The sequence below is a fragment of the Salsuginibacillus halophilus genome (assembly GCF_003014715.1).
Classification (GTDB): Bacteria; Bacillota; Bacilli; order Bacillales; family Marinococcaceae; genus Salsuginibacillus; species Salsuginibacillus halophilus.
In genome coordinates this window covers 70,587-85,570 of record NZ_PYAV01000010.1, presented here as the reverse complement: position 1 = coordinate 85,570, position 14,984 = coordinate 70,587, and the positions used below count along the sequence as shown (strand labels likewise).

At 46.2% G+C, this 14,984-nt stretch carries 16 protein-coding genes; 3 read left to right on the top strand and 13 right to left on the bottom strand.

The features are described 5' to 3' along the window. Window positions 1–2: 2 nt before the first annotated feature. The 9 genes from B0H94_RS10770 to B0H94_RS10730 form a co-directional block, all read right to left on the bottom strand. Window positions 3–1,730: an acyl-CoA dehydrogenase family protein gene (locus B0H94_RS10770; protein ID WP_181315368.1), complete on the bottom strand. Its 1,728-nt coding sequence runs from the start codon at window positions 1,728–1,730 to the stop codon at window positions 3–5. Next, window positions 1,727–2,452 (bottom strand): 2-phosphosulfolactate phosphatase, encoded by a 726-nt coding sequence (locus tag B0H94_RS10765; RefSeq protein WP_106589274.1) that lies wholly within the window; start codon window positions 2,450–2,452, stop codon window positions 1,727–1,729. Before B0H94_RS10765 ends, B0H94_RS10770 begins: the two co-directional genes overlap by 4 nt. A 1-nt stretch (window position 2,453) precedes the next feature. Continuing rightward, the gene (locus B0H94_RS10760; RefSeq protein WP_106589273.1) at window positions 2,454–3,518 is read right to left on the bottom strand and encodes a phosphotransferase family protein; all 1,065 of its coding nucleotides are present in this window, start codon (window positions 3,516–3,518) and stop codon (window positions 2,454–2,456) included. 11 nt (window positions 3,519–3,529) lie between these two features. Then, window positions 3,530–3,934: an acyl-CoA thioesterase gene (locus B0H94_RS10755; RefSeq protein ID WP_106589272.1), complete on the bottom strand. Its 405-nt coding sequence runs from the start codon at window positions 3,932–3,934 to the stop codon at window positions 3,530–3,532. A gap of 12 nt (window positions 3,935–3,946) precedes the next feature. Next, on the bottom strand, window positions 3,947–4,816 hold the full coding sequence (locus B0H94_RS10750) for a 3-hydroxyacyl-CoA dehydrogenase family protein (RefSeq protein WP_106589271.1): 870 nt from the start codon (window positions 4,814–4,816) through the stop codon (window positions 3,947–3,949). After that, the gene (locus tag B0H94_RS10745; protein WP_106589270.1) at window positions 4,813–5,388 is read right to left on the bottom strand and encodes a TetR/AcrR family transcriptional regulator; all 576 of its coding nucleotides are present in this window, start codon (window positions 5,386–5,388) and stop codon (window positions 4,813–4,815) included. The genes B0H94_RS10750 and B0H94_RS10745 overlap by 4 nt, the downstream gene beginning before the upstream one ends. Window positions 5,389–5,421: 33 nt before the next feature. Then, window positions 5,422–6,198: an SDR family oxidoreductase gene (locus B0H94_RS10740; protein WP_106589269.1), complete on the bottom strand. Its 777-nt coding sequence runs from the start codon at window positions 6,196–6,198 to the stop codon at window positions 5,422–5,424. 14 nt (window positions 6,199–6,212) lie between these two features. After that, window positions 6,213–7,427, bottom strand: a complete 1,215-nt coding sequence (locus B0H94_RS10735; RefSeq protein ID WP_106589268.1) for an acyl-CoA dehydrogenase family protein — start codon at window positions 7,425–7,427, stop codon at window positions 6,213–6,215. A gap of 194 nt (window positions 7,428–7,621) precedes the next feature. Continuing rightward, complete coding sequence (locus B0H94_RS10730; protein ID WP_245893981.1) at window positions 7,622–8,491, bottom strand: DNA-3-methyladenine glycosylase family protein; 870 nt, start codon at window positions 8,489–8,491, stop codon at window positions 7,622–7,624. A 132-nt stretch (window positions 8,492–8,623) separates the two neighbouring features. On the opposite strand from B0H94_RS10730, the gene B0H94_RS10725 reads away from it, so the two are divergent. Further along, window positions 8,624–8,974: a hypothetical protein gene (locus B0H94_RS10725; RefSeq protein WP_106589267.1), complete on the top strand. Its 351-nt coding sequence runs from the start codon at window positions 8,624–8,626 to the stop codon at window positions 8,972–8,974. 596 nt (window positions 8,975–9,570) lie between these two features. On the opposite strand, the gene pdaA is transcribed toward B0H94_RS10725, so the two are convergent. Next, window positions 9,571–10,350 carry a delta-lactam-biosynthetic de-N-acetylase gene (gene pdaA, locus B0H94_RS10720; RefSeq protein WP_245893980.1) on the bottom strand — a complete coding sequence of 260 codons (780 nt, stop codon included), beginning with the start codon at window positions 10,348–10,350 and terminating at the stop codon, window positions 9,571–9,573. Between the two features lie 271 nt (window positions 10,351–10,621). Between pdaA and B0H94_RS10715 the strand changes: the two genes are divergently transcribed. Further along, window positions 10,622–12,154, top strand: coding sequence for an AbgT family transporter (locus B0H94_RS10715; protein WP_106589266.1), 1,533 nt, complete (start codon window positions 10,622–10,624; stop codon window positions 12,152–12,154). Window positions 12,155–12,213: 59 nt separating this feature from the next. Here B0H94_RS10715 and B0H94_RS10710 read toward each other — a convergent pair whose 3' ends face one another. Genes B0H94_RS10710 through B0H94_RS10705 form a run of 3 tightly spaced genes read right to left on the bottom strand, consistent with a single transcriptional unit; the run spans window position 12,214 to window position 13,255 of the window. Further along, on the bottom strand, window positions 12,214–12,387 hold the full coding sequence (locus B0H94_RS10710; RefSeq protein WP_245893979.1) for a Fe3+ hydroxamate ABC transporter substrate-binding protein: 174 nt from the start codon (window positions 12,385–12,387) through the stop codon (window positions 12,214–12,216). Between the two features lie 48 nt (window positions 12,388–12,435). Beyond that, entirely contained in the window at window positions 12,436–12,600 is a 165-nt protein-coding gene (locus B0H94_RS15225; RefSeq protein ID WP_181315367.1) for a hypothetical protein, read from the bottom strand. Between the two features lie 40 nt (window positions 12,601–12,640). Next, entirely contained in the window at window positions 12,641–13,255 is a 615-nt protein-coding gene (locus B0H94_RS10705; protein WP_106589265.1) for a histidine phosphatase family protein, read from the bottom strand. A 188-nt stretch (window positions 13,256–13,443) separates the two neighbouring features. Here B0H94_RS10705 and yfkAB point away from each other — a divergent pair, with 188 nt between their 5' ends. Next, window positions 13,444–14,577, top strand: coding sequence for a radical SAM/CxCxxxxC motif protein YfkAB (gene yfkAB / locus B0H94_RS10700; protein WP_106589264.1), 1,134 nt, complete (start codon window positions 13,444–13,446; stop codon window positions 14,575–14,577). Window positions 14,578–14,984 lie beyond the last annotated feature (407 nt).

The following is a 14,984-nucleotide window of genomic DNA, read 5'->3' as shown; positions in this document are numbered from 1 at the left end:
CCTTATCCATTGAAATCATAACGCTGCTTATCGCTCCACCGGTCTACAATGTCTCGCCGGTCTGTTAAGGTTCGGTTGCTCTCAAACAACGGAACAGCCCCGCGGTAAAATGACTTATCGACGCTGTCATCGAAAGCGAGGAGGATCTTTGAAACGACCGTCTGTACCTTACGCCCTGCTTCTTCCAAAGACAGCTCTGCAAGGGCCGCCTGCATGGAATTTTCGCCCTGCCTCATCCCACGAATCCACGCTGACTCTGCTGCATACAATTCGATGGCAAGCTCGGCAAGCTGCATCAACAAATGCTGCTCTTCTTCTAAAGATTCGCCGTAGGCTTTTCGACTTTCTTCAGCCAAAGCTAGAAATAACGCCCGCATCCGCTCAATTGCGTCTTCTGCCTGCGGAGCGTTCAGCGGTGTTTGTAAATGTTGAAATGCTGCAGCAACAGCAGGTTCATACGCGAGTTCGCCTTTCAATGCCTTTTTCATAAACTGTCCCGTTAACAAGAGCCGGTTAATTTCATTTGTCCCTTCAAAAATACGGTTAATTCGAGCATCACGATACATCCGCTCAATCCGGTACTCTTGAATATAGCCGGCTCCGCCGTGAAGCTGCACGGCATCGTCAACGATGTCGTCGAATGCTTCTGAACCGTAGACTTTTGCCGCAGCACACTCGAGCGCAAACTCTCCCATTCTACTTGCAATTTCGCGGTGGGGAGTTTCTTCAGTCACATCCCCGAGGGCTCCTTCCATTAAACCTGCTGTACGGTACTGCACAGCTTCTGAAGTGAAAAGACGCACACCCATACCGAGAAGCCGGTCTTTTGTTGCAGCAAACTGTGAAAGCTTCCGCCGAAACTGCTTGCGTTCATTAACTTGCGTAAGCGTAATGTTGAGCGCATGCTCTGCAGCCCCTGTACAAGCGGCGCCAAGGTTATAGCGGCCTAAGTTTAACACCGTAAATGCGATGGTGTGCCCTCTACCCACTTCACCAAGCACGTTTTCCACGGGAACTTCTGCGTTTTCAAACCGTACTTCACATGTGGAAGAACCTTTAATCCCCATCTTCTTTTCTTCTGGGCCGATCACAAGCCCAGGGGTATCTTTTTCAACAATAAACGCTGTGAATTGCGATTGGTCCACCTTGGCATACACAATAAACGTATCCGAAAAAGCGGCGTTGGTAATATAAATTTTAGCGCCGTTTAAGATGTAGTGAGATTCTTCTCCATTCAATACCGCAGTTGTTTTTGCAGCTAACGCATCAGAGCCTGCATCAGGTTCAGTTAAACAATATGCGCCAACCATCCGCCCATCAGCCAGTTTCGGCAAGTAGTATGCTTTCTGGGCTTCTGTGCCGTAATACGTAATCGGAAGCGTTGCAATACACGTATGGTTGGCATGAGCCACCCCGTAAGCGCCTGTCCGACCGACAGCTTCACCGACAATCGCTTTACTTACTTTATCAAGACCTAACCCACCATAAGCTTCAGGTACACTATGACCTAATAAGCCTAGCTCACCCGCCTGCTTTAATAACGAAACCACTTTGTCGAAATCTTGATTTTCAATGGCTTCACCGGCCGGCTCTACTTGCTCTTCACTAAAAGCACGCGCCGTTTTTTTGATCATCTGCTGTTCATCTGTGAGCTCATCAGGGACTACGGTATCTTCAGGTGCAGCCGGTTCAATTAAAAAACTGCCCCCGCGCTGTTTCATTTGAATCATACACATCCTCCGATCTTTAAATATTGGCCGTCTGTTTGTAGTTCAGGGATGACTTGCGTTGTATCATATAAAGCCGCCGCGCTTGTTTCCTCGGCGAGACCGGCTTTTTGAAACATTTGACCTACCATTGATGAAGCAAGGCAGCGCTTTGGATCATGCTGCTTATAAACACTGAACGCCATTACAGCAGCATCTGTCCAGCTCCGCTTGTCGCCAGCTTGACTTAGCAGTGCCAGAAGACGACCGGCACCGAATGTATCTTCAAGTGCAGGTGCTTCACTTGAACCTGCACATATTAATACAAGGTCCCGATCTGAATTTACGAATGAGTCGGCAAGGGCCTGTCCATTTAACAAACAGCCTGCCACTGTCCGGTGCGCTTTCGCTGCCTTATGCAGTGCCACCGTTCCATTCGTTGTTACAAGGACGACTTCTTTTCCAGTGGACAAAGGGGCAAGCTGGGTGGGCAGCGGCAGCTGGTACCCTTGAACTGCCTCCCCCTCCCATTCACCTGCAAGAATGGCGGATGAAGAATTTAATTGTTCAAAACATTGTTCTGCTGCTTGAAAACTTTGCGCCGGATAAATGTTAAGCGATCCTGCTTCAATTAAACGAGTAATCGTTGTTGTCGCAAGCAGTACGTCAAACACAACGACATCTTTTCCGGCAAGTCGCTCCGGTATGACATCTTCTTTTTGAAAAATAACATGTACCACAGCCATGTTATACGCCCTCGCGAATAACGCTTGCCGCCCGGTTGAACAAAGCCCCGACAGTTTGATTCAAATGCTTAAACCTCTGGTCATCCGTTTGACCAGCCACGTACCGGGCATAAATCTGCTGTGCAATCACTGCCAGCTTAAAATAGCCAAAAGCGACATAAACATGAAGATCATCTACATTGCGCCCGCTTTTTCGTGCATACGCTTCTACCAGCTCCCGCCGGGTATAAAACCCCGGCTGCACTGTCACCGGCGGCGTACCGAAGGCCTGCTTTAACCAGTCCGGGTCATCAGCTTCCACCCAGTAACTAAGAAGCGCTCCTATATCTGCTAGCGGGTCGCCGACAGTTGCCATTTCCCAATCAAACAATCCCGTCATTTCAGTTAAATTTTCATTAAACATGGCATTATTTAATTTATAATCGTAATGAATCACCGCCGCCGCTCCGTCAAGTGGACAATGGTCAATAAGCCACTGCATCACAAATTCTTCCTCATGATGTTCCTCGGTTTTTGCCTTTTTGTAACGCTTCAACCAGCCGTTAATCTGCCGTTCCATAAACCCGTCAGGCTTTGTCATTTCTAGCAGCCCACAATCTTCAGGGCTAACCTTGTGCAAATCTACTAGCCGCTGTACAAATGAGGCTGACATTTGTTCTGCTGTTTTCTGCGGCTCAGTAACGTTCTCCGGAAGCGCTGTATCAACAACCACGCCGCGACGCCGCTCCATGAGAAAAAACGGACGGCCAATCACGTTTTCATCTTCACAAAAAATATACGGTTCAGGTGCTAGCGGATAGGCCGGATGCAATCGGCGGAGAAACTCGTATTCTCTTTCCATATCGTGCGCTTTAGGTGCAACCGGGCCGAACGGCGGCCGCCGGAGCACCACCTCAAATGACCCTGCGCTAATTTCGTACGTTAAATTAGAGTGGCCTGCAGAAAATTGACGAATCTCAAGAGGTTCATCCGGCAAGTCAAAATTGGCTTGCAAAAAGGCTTTAAGGGCTTGTTCCGGCAGTTCCTCTCCCGGACGAACCCGGGACGTATCATGTGAAGCTGTCATTTGTTCACCTCCTATGACAAAGATTGAAGCGTTTGTTTCATCTCTTTAGTCAAGGGCGACGTACCTCCGGATTGAAAATCAAAATAAACGAGAACAGCTGTACCAACAGCTACTTCTGTACCGTCATCTCGCGTCAAATGGTGCTGCAGCGTGAAGCTTGAATTGCCGATCCGTTCTAGCGAGGTTGAAACATGAAGAATTTCCCCAGCATAAGCTTGGTTTTTGAAATCACATGAAGCTGAAGCCACCATAAAAGGAAAATCTCTTTGGGTTTGCGCACCCGGTGCTGTAAAACCAAGATGCTGCAGCAGATCAATTCTTGCTTCTTCTAAATAGGCAAAGTAACTTGTGTTATTAATGTGACCTAAGGCATCTGTATCTGAAAATCGAACTTTTACTTGCGTTTCATAAGTCATTTTGAGCACTCCTTAACTATACGTATAAAAACCTTTTCCACTTTTACGCCCGAGCTCACCGCGATCTAGTTTTTCTTTCAGCACAGGTGAAGGGGCATCCTCCGGTCGTCCTGTTTCATTAAAAACAGCCGTTTGTGCATAATAGCCGACATCAATGCCGGACAGGTCCATTAACTCAAACGGGCCGAGGGGGTGTTTAAGCGCTTTTTTTGTGATGGCGTCAATGGCTTCAAAATCAGCATATCCTCCTTCATACAGCGCCATCGCCTCATTCGTTAAAGCAAACAAAAGCCGGTTGGCGACAAAACCTTCAATTTCTTTATGCAGTAAAAACCCAGAGCGGTTCATCGCATCACAGACAGCCAATGCTTTAGCAGCCGTTTCTTCGGAGGTTACATCACTTTTTACAACTTCAACACAGTCCATCACAAGCGGCGGATAGAAAAAGTGCATGTTGCAAACCTGCGCCGGGCGGTTGGTTACTTCTGCAAGTTTTGAATTCACAATCGTCGAGCTGTTCGTTGCAAGTACCGTTTCTGCCGGCGCAAACGCATCCAGCTGTTCAAAAACTTTTTGTTTCACATCCAGTTTTTCTACGACCGCCTCAATCACAACATCTGCATCAGCGACTGCATCTTTTAAACTTGTCATCAACGTCAACTGAGAGAAAGCTGTTTCCACCGCTTCCGCAGAAATCTTTTGTTTTTTCTCCCAATCTGCCATGCGCCCCTGCAGTTCGTGTTCTGCCTGAGAAAGCACCGTTTCATCTAGATCATGCAGCTTCGTTTCAAATCCACCAAGTGCACTTAACATCGCAATCTGCCGTCCCATTGCCCCAGCACCAACGACTGTCACACGTTTTACTGCTGCTGTCATAATCATCCTCCTTCGTTTTTGTTTAAGCCGTGAAGCATGTAATCCACATAAATTGCGGCTACTTCATCTGCGCTCGTACTGCCGTCAGCATCAAACCATTGATATGTCCAGTTACAAGCACCGAGGATACCTAAGGTCACAATGACCGGGTTCAGTTCAGGACGGAAGACACCATGCTGCATCCCATCACGAATGACCTGCTCAAAATTAAGGCGTACTTGGTCGCGCTTTGGCAACACTTCATCAAGATGCTCACGACTTAAATGACGAAACTCACGAAAAAATACGCGGGCACTATCTCCTTTCGGCTCAATGCTTGTAATCAGCTGATGAATCAAAGCTTTTAACTTTTCTGCATCCGTTGCATCCTCATTTTTTAAAATCGTCTGCTGTTGTTCAAGAATTTCATCGATATAACTACGGTGGATCTCCATTAAAAGCGTTTCTTTGCTTGAAAAATAGTAATAAAACGTACCCTTTGTGACGCCGAGGGCGCTGACGATATCCTGGATGGACGTTTCTTTAAACCCTTGTTTTTCAAACAAATCAATACTGATATCAATCATTTCCTGCTGCAATGTTACTTCCTCCTGTTTTCTGCTATCACTTTTTTACATCGCGCTCATTCCGCCGTCTACAGATAAAACATCGCCTGTAACATAACTCGATGCCTCTGAAGCTAAAAAGGCGGCGGCTCCTTTTAATTCATCTTCTCCGCCAAAACGGCCGAGCGGCGTCCGATCTTTAATGATTTCACCACCCATATCTAGTACGTCCTTTGACATTTTCGTCGGAAAAAATCCGGGTGCGATCGCGTTGACTTGAATGTTGTAACGCCCCCATTTTGCCGCAAGGTCTTTCGTGAAATTAATCACGGCCCCTTTGCTCGTATTGTAGCCGATCGCATCGAGAAAGCGTGGATCAGCACCACTTAAACCGGCGACAGAAGCAACGTTGATAATTTTTCCGGAACCTTGTTCAATCATCACCCGGCCGGCAGCTTGCGCCATTAAAAATGTACCTTTGACATTCACATCCATGACTTTCTCCCAAGCCGCAAGCGGCATATCCTCTGCTGGAGCTCCCCAAGATGTGCCGCTGTTATTTACGAGAATGTCTACCGAACCGAAAGTATCCATTGTCTGTGTGATGACCCGCTCCACATCGTTTGGATCCGTCACATCACAACCGATGCCGACCGCTTGAACGCCTTTTTTCGCGAACTCCGCAGCTACCGCTTCACACGCTTCTTGTTTACGTGAGCAAATCACGATATTAGCTCCTTGATCGGTAAGTGCATCAGCAATTTGGGCGCCAAGTCCTCGGCCTCCACCTGTCACAATGGCTGTTTTTCCCGTTAAGTCAAACAAAGTTTCTATACTACGCAAACTGATCCCTCCTCTTATACTTTGCGCTGCTCTTCAAGCTCTTGTCTTGCAATCGCCCGTTTATGAACTTCATCTGGACCATCTGCAATCCGGAGTGTCCGGATTGCAGCATAGTGACGCGCCAATGGAAAATCATCGCTCACACCGGCAGCACCCAGGGTTTGAATGGCCCGATCCAGCACACGTAAAGCAGTATTGGGTGCGGCCACTTTAATCATGGCAATCTCTTTTTTTGCGGTTTTATTTCCGTACTTATCCATCCGGTCAGCCGCCTGCAGCGTCAAGAGGCGCGCCTGTTCAATTTCAATACGCGCCTCAGCAATCCATTCGCGGATGACCCCTTGTTCACTTAAAGCACGCCCGAACGGGGCTCGCGCATCTGCCCGGGCGCACAAAATATCAAGCGCCCGCTCAGCTGCACCGATCGTACGCATGCAGTGATGAATCCGGCCGGGGCCGAGCCGGCCTTGCGCAATTGCAAATCCTTTCCCTTCACCAACAAGCAGGTTACTTTCCGGCACCCGGACATCGTGAAAGTTAATTTCTGCGTGACCATGTGGTGCATCATCATAACCAAATACCGGCAGCATCCGCTTAACTTCAATCCCAGGTGTATCCATCGGTACAATGATCATGGATTGCTGCTCATAGGTCGGCGCATCCGGATCCGTCTTCCCCATAAAGATCAACACTTCACAGCGGGGATCACCTGCACCGGAGGACCACCATTTTGTTCCATTTAAAATGTAGTCGCTGCCGTCTTTTTTAATCGAAGCTTCAATATTGCGCGCATCACTTGAAGCAGCCTCTGGTTCCGTCATGCAAAACGCTGAACGAATCTCGCCTGCAAGCAGTGGATGCAGCCATTTTTCTTTCTGTGCCTCTGTGCCATAACGGGCAAGCACCTCCATATTCCCCGTATCAGGGGCATTACAGTTGAAAACTTCCGGTCCAATTAAGGATCGCCCCATTTCTTCTGCTAAGGGAGCGTAAGCTAAGTTACTTAATCCAGCGCCATAAGTTTCATCAGGGTAGAACAGATTCCATAGCCCGCTTTCTTTCGCTTTTGCTTTCATCGATTCCATGACTTCAGGTACATAAGCAAAAGGATCGTCTGCAGCGCGGAGCTGTGCTTCATACACAGCTTCATTTGGATAAACTTCCTGATCCATAAATGTCCGAACCGATCGGAGCCATTCCTGCATCTCGTTTGTATAGGAAAAGTTCAAGCCATATCCCTCCTGTTCAACTTTAAAATGAACATACTAACCGGTCGGTATGTTAACTTTGAAAAAATGGCGCGCACAAAGCGCGCATATGCCTTTACGACTAATCAATTGTAAACGTTTAATTGTTGATTCCACATCAAAATGAACACACATTCATATTAGCGTTAATTTCATAAAAATTCAACCATTTTGTGTTATTCTTCTGTACTCAGCCAAAGGTACAAAGACGCAAAACTCCGGTAAGGAGCAAATTGTTCTCCAGCTGCTTCAACTTCTAAAGCGGTAGGACGCTTTTCGGTTTGTAATAACGTGTGTAAGCCACGTTGAATCCCGATATCATTAGCCGGCAGCAAGTCCTGTCTGCCGAGGCCGAACAATAAAAGACAACGGCCGGTCCAAGGTCCAACACCTCGGTAACGGGTAAGCTGTTTCATGATGTCTTCATTAGATTTGTCGTGTAACGCCTGTAAATCTAAACTTTGCTCAACGACAGCCTGTGAAACCCCAATGACATACGATGCTTTCGAACGGCTGAACTGCAGAGCGCGCAAGTCTTCAGGCTCCAGGCTGGCAATTGTTTCAGGTGCAGGATAAAACCATGTTCCATCTTTTTGGGAACCATATGTTTGTACAAACCGTTCTGTTAAGGTCATTGCAAACGATAAGTTCAGTTGTTGATGAATAATCGTTTTCATCAAACAGGCGTACAAATCAAAATCGAGGACTAACGGTGTCCCTTGATAGCGCGCAGCAAGCGGGGCGAGATCAGTTTTTTGAAAATGCTTATACACTTTTTGCAGCGGCTGTTCCCAACCAAAGATGCGCGCTAGCTGTGGATAAACCTGTGCAAATGTTAAGTTCTCACCTTCTACTACAACTTCAGGCATTGCTTCATCATGACTGAACCATACATGAATAACTTCTGCATTGTTTAACATGGTCAAGGGCACAGCCACATAGCCATTTGCTGCATCTACAGTATTTAACGGATCCATCGCTAAACGCTTCAGCATCCATTTCGTCTCATACGGGGGCGTAAGGGGAATCTTCTCTCTCCAAGCCAATCTAACACCTCCATTTCCTATAACTCCCACTCCGACCTTAGTGCACGCTTTGTTAAAATTAACTGTATCATGATGGGAGCAGCTCGTCATTTTTAACGGCTTTATGATAACTATTTTTAAGGATGTGATCTTTTGTCAATCGCCACCGACACCGCCTGCTTACGTGCGCTTCACGCTGCAGAAACTGCTGATGATTTAAACGATCAAGCGCAGCAAATTTGTAAGTTACTCGTTACATACATCCCTTATGTTCATTGGTCTGGGATTTGGGACCACTACAGCGACAGCTGGGTGAGCACAGCTGGGTCTGAAGAAGCAGCTTCAACTTATATGGGACAACTTACTTTTCAGATTCCAAGTGAAGATAAAAGCGAGCGGGCTATTCTTTATGTCCGTACAACTGAAGCTATTGCCTTTGATACTAGAGACCTTTTTCCGCTTGAAATTTTAGCAGCCCACATTAAACTACCCGCCGGCGAATAACTGCCGGCGGGTAGTTTCAGACTGTCGACAAAGTACAAAATCTAAAATTCATGCATAGCTTACTGCTCCGAGCCGCGGGCTGCCCTTAAAAACCGAACCATGAACGTGACCGGAACGAATGACGGACGCTTTCCCGAGGGCTTGGCTTCAGCTAACTTGTTCGATTTGATTGCCAATCGAACAAGTGGATCTTCAGCCTGCGCTGAATCCTCTGGGAGTCGCCGTCATTTTTCGGTCACTTGTCAATTGAAAGGTCATCTAGTATTTCCGATGTATAGGGGTCGTTTGCACATTTATGAAGCATCATGATGAAACGGGTTCATGTAGCTATTGCTTGATTAAAAAGATCTTTACAATTTATAACGATCAAATAACGCAAGGCTGACGAGCATCGGCGGCGACGCCTTCGCAGAACAACGAGTGAGAAAATCCCGCAGGCAGCAGTTGGCTGCCTAGGAAGTTGAGGCCGTACCCGAGACAAGCGCCCGCCGAAAAGCGACGTCAGCCTTCATTTTTCTTAAAAGTTTGTCTACACGCTGAAACTCCCCGCCGGAACTTAGCTCCCGGCGGGGAGTTTCTATTTGAAAGGAAGGAAGTTATAAGACTTCTGCTTTTTGCTCCATTAAATGGTCAAGGGACTCAAAGGAATAACCTTCTTGTTTCAAATCTGTTATTACCCGATCAAGCGCTTTAGCATTATCCTCAGAAACCGCATGTAAAAGCATGACAGCCCCGGGATGCGCCCGGTCCATCATTCGGTTGTACGCATAATCTGCACCGTTTTGCCGGTCGGTTAACCAATCCACATAAGCAAAAGACCAAAACACAGTTGTATAACCGAGGGAGGCGGTCAGCTCAAGTGAGTGCTCATTAAATGTCCCGCGAGGTGGCCTTACATACTGCATGCGTTCCTCCCCCGTTAAATCTTGATAGTATTCATCTACTTCCCCCAGTTCGCGCGCTGCCCGTTTATCTGATACTTCGGGCAGGCTTGGATGATGCCAGGAGTGATTTCCTACAATATGACCTTCTTCAACCATACGTTGAATGATATTAGCTGCACTTTCAAGGTAATGACCGGTAACAAAAAATGCAGCAGGAACATCGTGTTTATTTAAAACATCGAGTACGTCTTCGGTATGCCCTTTTTCATAACCATTATCAAATGTTAAGTAAATCGTTTTCTCGTCCGGATCACCAATATAAACCCCACCGTACTGCTCGAGCATCTTTTCGTAATGTGGCTCTGTACCAGGTTGCTCATGATTTTCTGCAGGCTTGAAATTCCACTGGTGTACCTCATCAGCATTTGCTGGCACGATGAACAGCAGTGCCAACAGCCAGACCGCGCTTATCCCAAACAGCATTCGTGCCATCGCAAAGTCTCCTTTGTTTTTCATTTAATTTGTGGAAATTTCACTGTCCTTATACAAGGTCCTCAGTAATTTTGATGCAGTAACACGCCAAACCATAAAAGGATTTAGAAATATCGATGTTTTCTAACTATTCCTACTATATTAGTAAATATTTAAAAATTTTCATATTGTCTTTATAATTACTTCGGTGGCACAATAGTAATGTGGTGTAAACGTTTGCAATCTGCCTCTGCACGCAATTTTAAATTGATAAAAGGAAGGAGTTTCGCCTATGGCCTCTGAGAGTAAAGGGTTTTTCCAGAAATTTCTCGACATGATTGAAAAAGTCGGGAATAAACTTCCCCACCCGATTACGCTATTTGCAATTTTAGCAGGGCTTGTCGTTATTGCTTCAGCCTTGATCGCCAACCTCGGCTTGAGTGTCGAACACCCTGGTGAACAAGATGAAATGGTTCAAGTTTTCAACCTGCTTTCAAGTGACGGTATAAATTATATATTCACGAGCATGGTTGATAACTTTATTGAATTTGCGCCGCTTGGCGTTGTTCTTGCAACAATGATTGGTATCGGTCTTGCCGAGCGATCCGGGTTGATTAGCGCAGCCCTGCGCGGCTTCGTACTCAGTGTTCCGAAACAACTTATTACTGCAGGACTTGTTTTTGCTGGTATCATGTCCAGCGTAGCGTCTGATGCTGGTTACGTTGTACTCCCGCCGCTTGGCGCAGTCATCTTTGCAGCGCTTGGACGCCACCCGCTTGCAGGACTCGCTGCTGCCTTTGCCGGTGTATCCGCCGGTTTCAGCGCGAACTTATTCTTATCTGCGACAGATCCGATGCTTGGTGAGCTGACAATTGAAGCTGCCGCAACCATTGATCCGGCGTATGCAGAGACAATGAACATTGCAATGAACTATTACTTTATTGCAGCATCTGTTTTCGTCTTAACGCTTGCCGGCTCCTGGGTAACTGAGCGTATTGTTGAACCTCGTCTTGGTGAATATAAAGGCGAATATAAAGAGGATCTGCAAGGTCTCGGTCATGATGAGAAACGCGGCCTCGGCTGGGCAGTAACGTCTTTCTTCGTTACAGCCGTTGCGCTTGCAATGCTTGTTGCGTTTCCTAATTCACCGATGCGTGGTGAAGAAGGGGCTGTCATTCAGTCACCGTTTATGGACTCACTCGTGCCGGTTATTATGATTCTGTTCTTCGTCCCGGGGCTCGTTTACGGGATTGCAGTGAAAAACATTAAAAATGATAAAGATGTTGCTAACCAAATGTCAGATACAATGGCCTCAATGGGCATGTTCATTGTTCTTGCCTTTACTGCAGGTCAATTTGTTGCCTACTTCGGCGAATCCGGTATCGGTATGCTGCTTGGTGTTTACGGCGCAGAATTTCTCGATAGCATTAATCTAACCGGCATTCCACTTATTTTAGCATTTGTAATAGTGGCCGGATTTATTAACTTGTTTATCGGAAGTGCATCTGCGAAGTGGGCAATGATGGCTCCAGTCTTTGTGCCGATTATGATGCAGCTCGGCTATTCTCCGGAAATGACACAGATGGCTTACCGGATTGCCGATTCAACAACAAACATCATCACACCACTTATGACGTACTTTGCTATTATCATCGCTTTTGCTCAAAAGTATGATAAGAAGATGGGCATTGGTACAATGATTTCTGTTATGCTGCCGTACTCGATCGTATTCACAATCATCTGGACAATTATGTTAATTGTTTGGATGCTGTTTGGTATCGACCTCGGACCAGGTTCACCAATCGAATACAACTATCAAGGTTAAACAACAATGGGGAGCTCTACACGATCGTGAGAGCTCCCCCTTCTATTTTGCACTGATATTTATTTCGCGTTTTGATTGAAGCAGGCTTCACAGATGAAACGACCTTCGTTTTGTAAATATGCCTTGATTTCCGTGAATCCTTTACGCTTAGGGTAACGCATTTTTACAAAAACCGTTTCTGCACCCATGATTTCTTTTTTACACATTGAGCATTCAGGTTTTTCTTTAAACACTTTTAAAATCCCCTTCAAGCTTCATCTACATTTCATTGTTTAAATCCGTCACTTTTCTTCTTCTCGTTTCTTCGTTTCTAAAGCTATTCTCTCCCGCTCAAGTTGAATTTCTTCTTTTTTTATCTCGGTTTTCTTTTTCAGATCATACAGTTCATATACAACAAGCACGAGCACTAGAACAGCCATCAGGGTATAAAAATCGATCAGCCCCACCCCCTTTTTCCCGTTGAAGATCCGGGCTTAAAACGTTGAATTAAGACTTAGAATAAGCTTCTAGGTGGGTGGTCTTATTCACGTAATGAAAGTAAGGTTTGCCTTCTTTAAACTCAATGCGCGTAACACCCGTATTCGTTTTTCGAAACGGACGGTGATGATTTGACCAGTCTTCACCATGCATTAAATACATTAAAAAGATCGCAATAAACCCGCCGTGAGCTACAACTGCAATATTTTCACCTTCATGCTTTGTTATTAAATCATCATATAAAGTACGGCAGCGCTTTGTGATCGCTTCAATCGTTTCGGTCCCTTCAAGACCTGATGTTAGCAAGTTCGGTCCAAGCACGCCTGGGTATTCACGAATAATTTCTTCGCGCGTTCTTCCTTCAAGCGGACCTAAAGCAACTTCGCGGCAGTCAGGCCGGGTGATTGGGTCACAAAGCTGATGCTCAGCTACAAATTGGGCTGTTTCAAATGCACGCGACAAATCGCTTGCATACATATGATCCAATGGTTCAGTTTTTAATGCTTGACCGAGTAAAGCTGCCTGCTTTTTCCCTTCTTCAGATAAAGGAAAATCTTGAATACCTTGCAGACGCTCCGTTCGGTTTCCTTCCGATTCGCCGTGTCGAATTAATAATAGATTCAAAAAATCGCTCCTTTTATACATGATTTGCTCTAAGATTAATGTATCATATTGCTGGCAAAAAAGAAGCTTATAGCTTTACAGTTACCCTCAAAACTATAATTTCACTTTTCTTGGCGGTCCGGCTTTTTCTTTTTCTTTCAATGCGTTAACATGAACGATAGTGAGCAAAGATAAAGGAGCTACTTGTTATGATTTCTTCAACATTCTCACCAATTACACCCTCCAATGATCCTTGGGAGGCATATGACGATATACGCACCTTTGGGGCACCTACACTAACTAACATCGAAGTTACGACAACGAAGCTGTGTAACATGCGTTGTGAACACTGTGCTGTAGGCTACATGCTAGATACGGTTGACCCTGACACTTTACCGCTGGAGTTGCTTATTCAGCGACTAGATGAAGTTCCGCACCTGCGTGCTTTCAGCATTACCGGGGGCGAGCCGATGCTATCGATGAAATCGGTAAACAATTACGTTGTGCCGTTACTAAAATATGCACGTGAGCGCGGCGCCCGTACACAGATCAACTCGAATTTAACGCTCGATGCCAAGCGTTATGAGAAAATCACCCCTTATTTAGATGTACTGCATATTTCACACAACTACGGCAGCATCGATGATTTTACAGATATCGGCTTTCGTATGATGGATAAAAAGCCTTCGCTTGCGCAGCGCGAGAAGTTTTTTCATCAAATGGTTGATAACGCCAAACAGCTTACATCTGCAGGGGTAATGGTTTCAGCTGAAACGATGCTCAACAAACGAACCCTTCCCCACCTCGCATCCATTCATGAACAAGTTGTGGAAATGGGTTGTCAAAGACACGAAATCCACCCTATGTACCCCGTTGATTTCGCCAGCGCTTTAGAAGCTGCACCGCTTGCTGATATTCAAGCCGGCATCCACCGGCTGCTTGATGTGCGTGATCCAAATACATGGATGCTCTTTGGCACACTCCCGTTTTATCCGTGCAGCAATGACGAAGGAGAACTTGAACTTTTGCAGCGCTTGTATGCAGCTGACAACGTAACCGTGAGAAATGATCCTGATGGACGTTCGCGCTTAAATGTAAATATTTTTGACGGAGAGATTATTGTCACGGACTTCGGTGACGAAGAGGGATCTTTTGGCAACATCAACGACACTTCCTTCGAAGAAGCTTTCCAAACCTGGCACCAAACCGAGCAGGCAAAAAGCATTAGCTGCCACTGTCCAGCAGTTGAGTGCCTCGGTCCTAACCTGCTCGTGAAAGATGCTTACTACAAAGATATCGACTTTCAACAGCGAGAGGCAAACATCTCCCTTCCAACAAAATAACTTCAAAACATTCGTGAGCTATTGATTAACAAACCGTCTTCCGACTTAAGGGGGGCGGTTTCAGCGTGTAGAGAATCTTTTAAGAACAGCGCAGACTGACGTTGCTTTTCGGCGGACGCTTGCCCCAGGCACGGCCTCAACTTCCTCGGCAGCAGATCACTGCCTGCGGGATTTTCGGCTCGCGCTGTTCCTGGTGGCGTCGCCGCCGATAATTGTCAGCCTTGCGTTATGTGAAAACTCGAAACTCTTAAGTTCATTCCTTAATTAAGATAGGTTGTTAACCCGTCAAGGCGACTATAATGCGGATATTTTAAAGCGTAATTGCCTTCGCGCAGTCCGTACCTGTATTGTGTTTACGCGCAGCTCTTAGACATCACTAGGAAGTGCATAAGTCGAAGACCCCACAA

What these genes read in the sequence shown, in the direction of transcription:
- B0H94_RS10755 (WP_106589272.1), bottom strand. Translation starts at nt 3,934, where the DNA reads ATGACTTATGAAACGCAAGTAAAAGTTCGATTTTCAGATACAGATGCC.
- B0H94_RS10715 (WP_106589266.1), top strand. Translation starts at nt 10,622, where the DNA reads ATGGCCTCTGAGAGTAAAGGGTTTTTCCAGAAATTTCTCGACATGATT.
- pdaA (WP_245893980.1), bottom strand. Translation starts at nt 10,350, where the DNA reads ATGGCACGAATGCTGTTTGGGATAAGCGCGGTCTGGCTGTTGGCACTG.
- B0H94_RS10760 (WP_106589273.1), bottom strand. Translation starts at nt 3,518, where the DNA reads ATGACAGCTTCACATGATACGTCCCGGGTTCGTCCGGGAGAGGAACTG.
- yfkAB (WP_106589264.1), top strand. Translation starts at nt 13,444, where the DNA reads ATGATTTCTTCAACATTCTCACCAATTACACCCTCCAATGATCCTTGG.
- B0H94_RS10770 (WP_181315368.1), bottom strand. Translation starts at nt 1,730, where the DNA reads ATGATTCAAATGAAACAGCGCGGGGGCAGTTTTTTAATTGAACCGGCT.
- B0H94_RS10750 (WP_106589271.1), bottom strand. Translation starts at nt 4,816, where the DNA reads ATGATTATGACAGCAGCAGTAAAACGTGTGACAGTCGTTGGTGCTGGG.
- B0H94_RS10765 (WP_106589274.1), bottom strand. Translation starts at nt 2,452, where the DNA reads ATGGCTGTGGTACATGTTATTTTTCAAAAAGAAGATGTCATACCGGAG.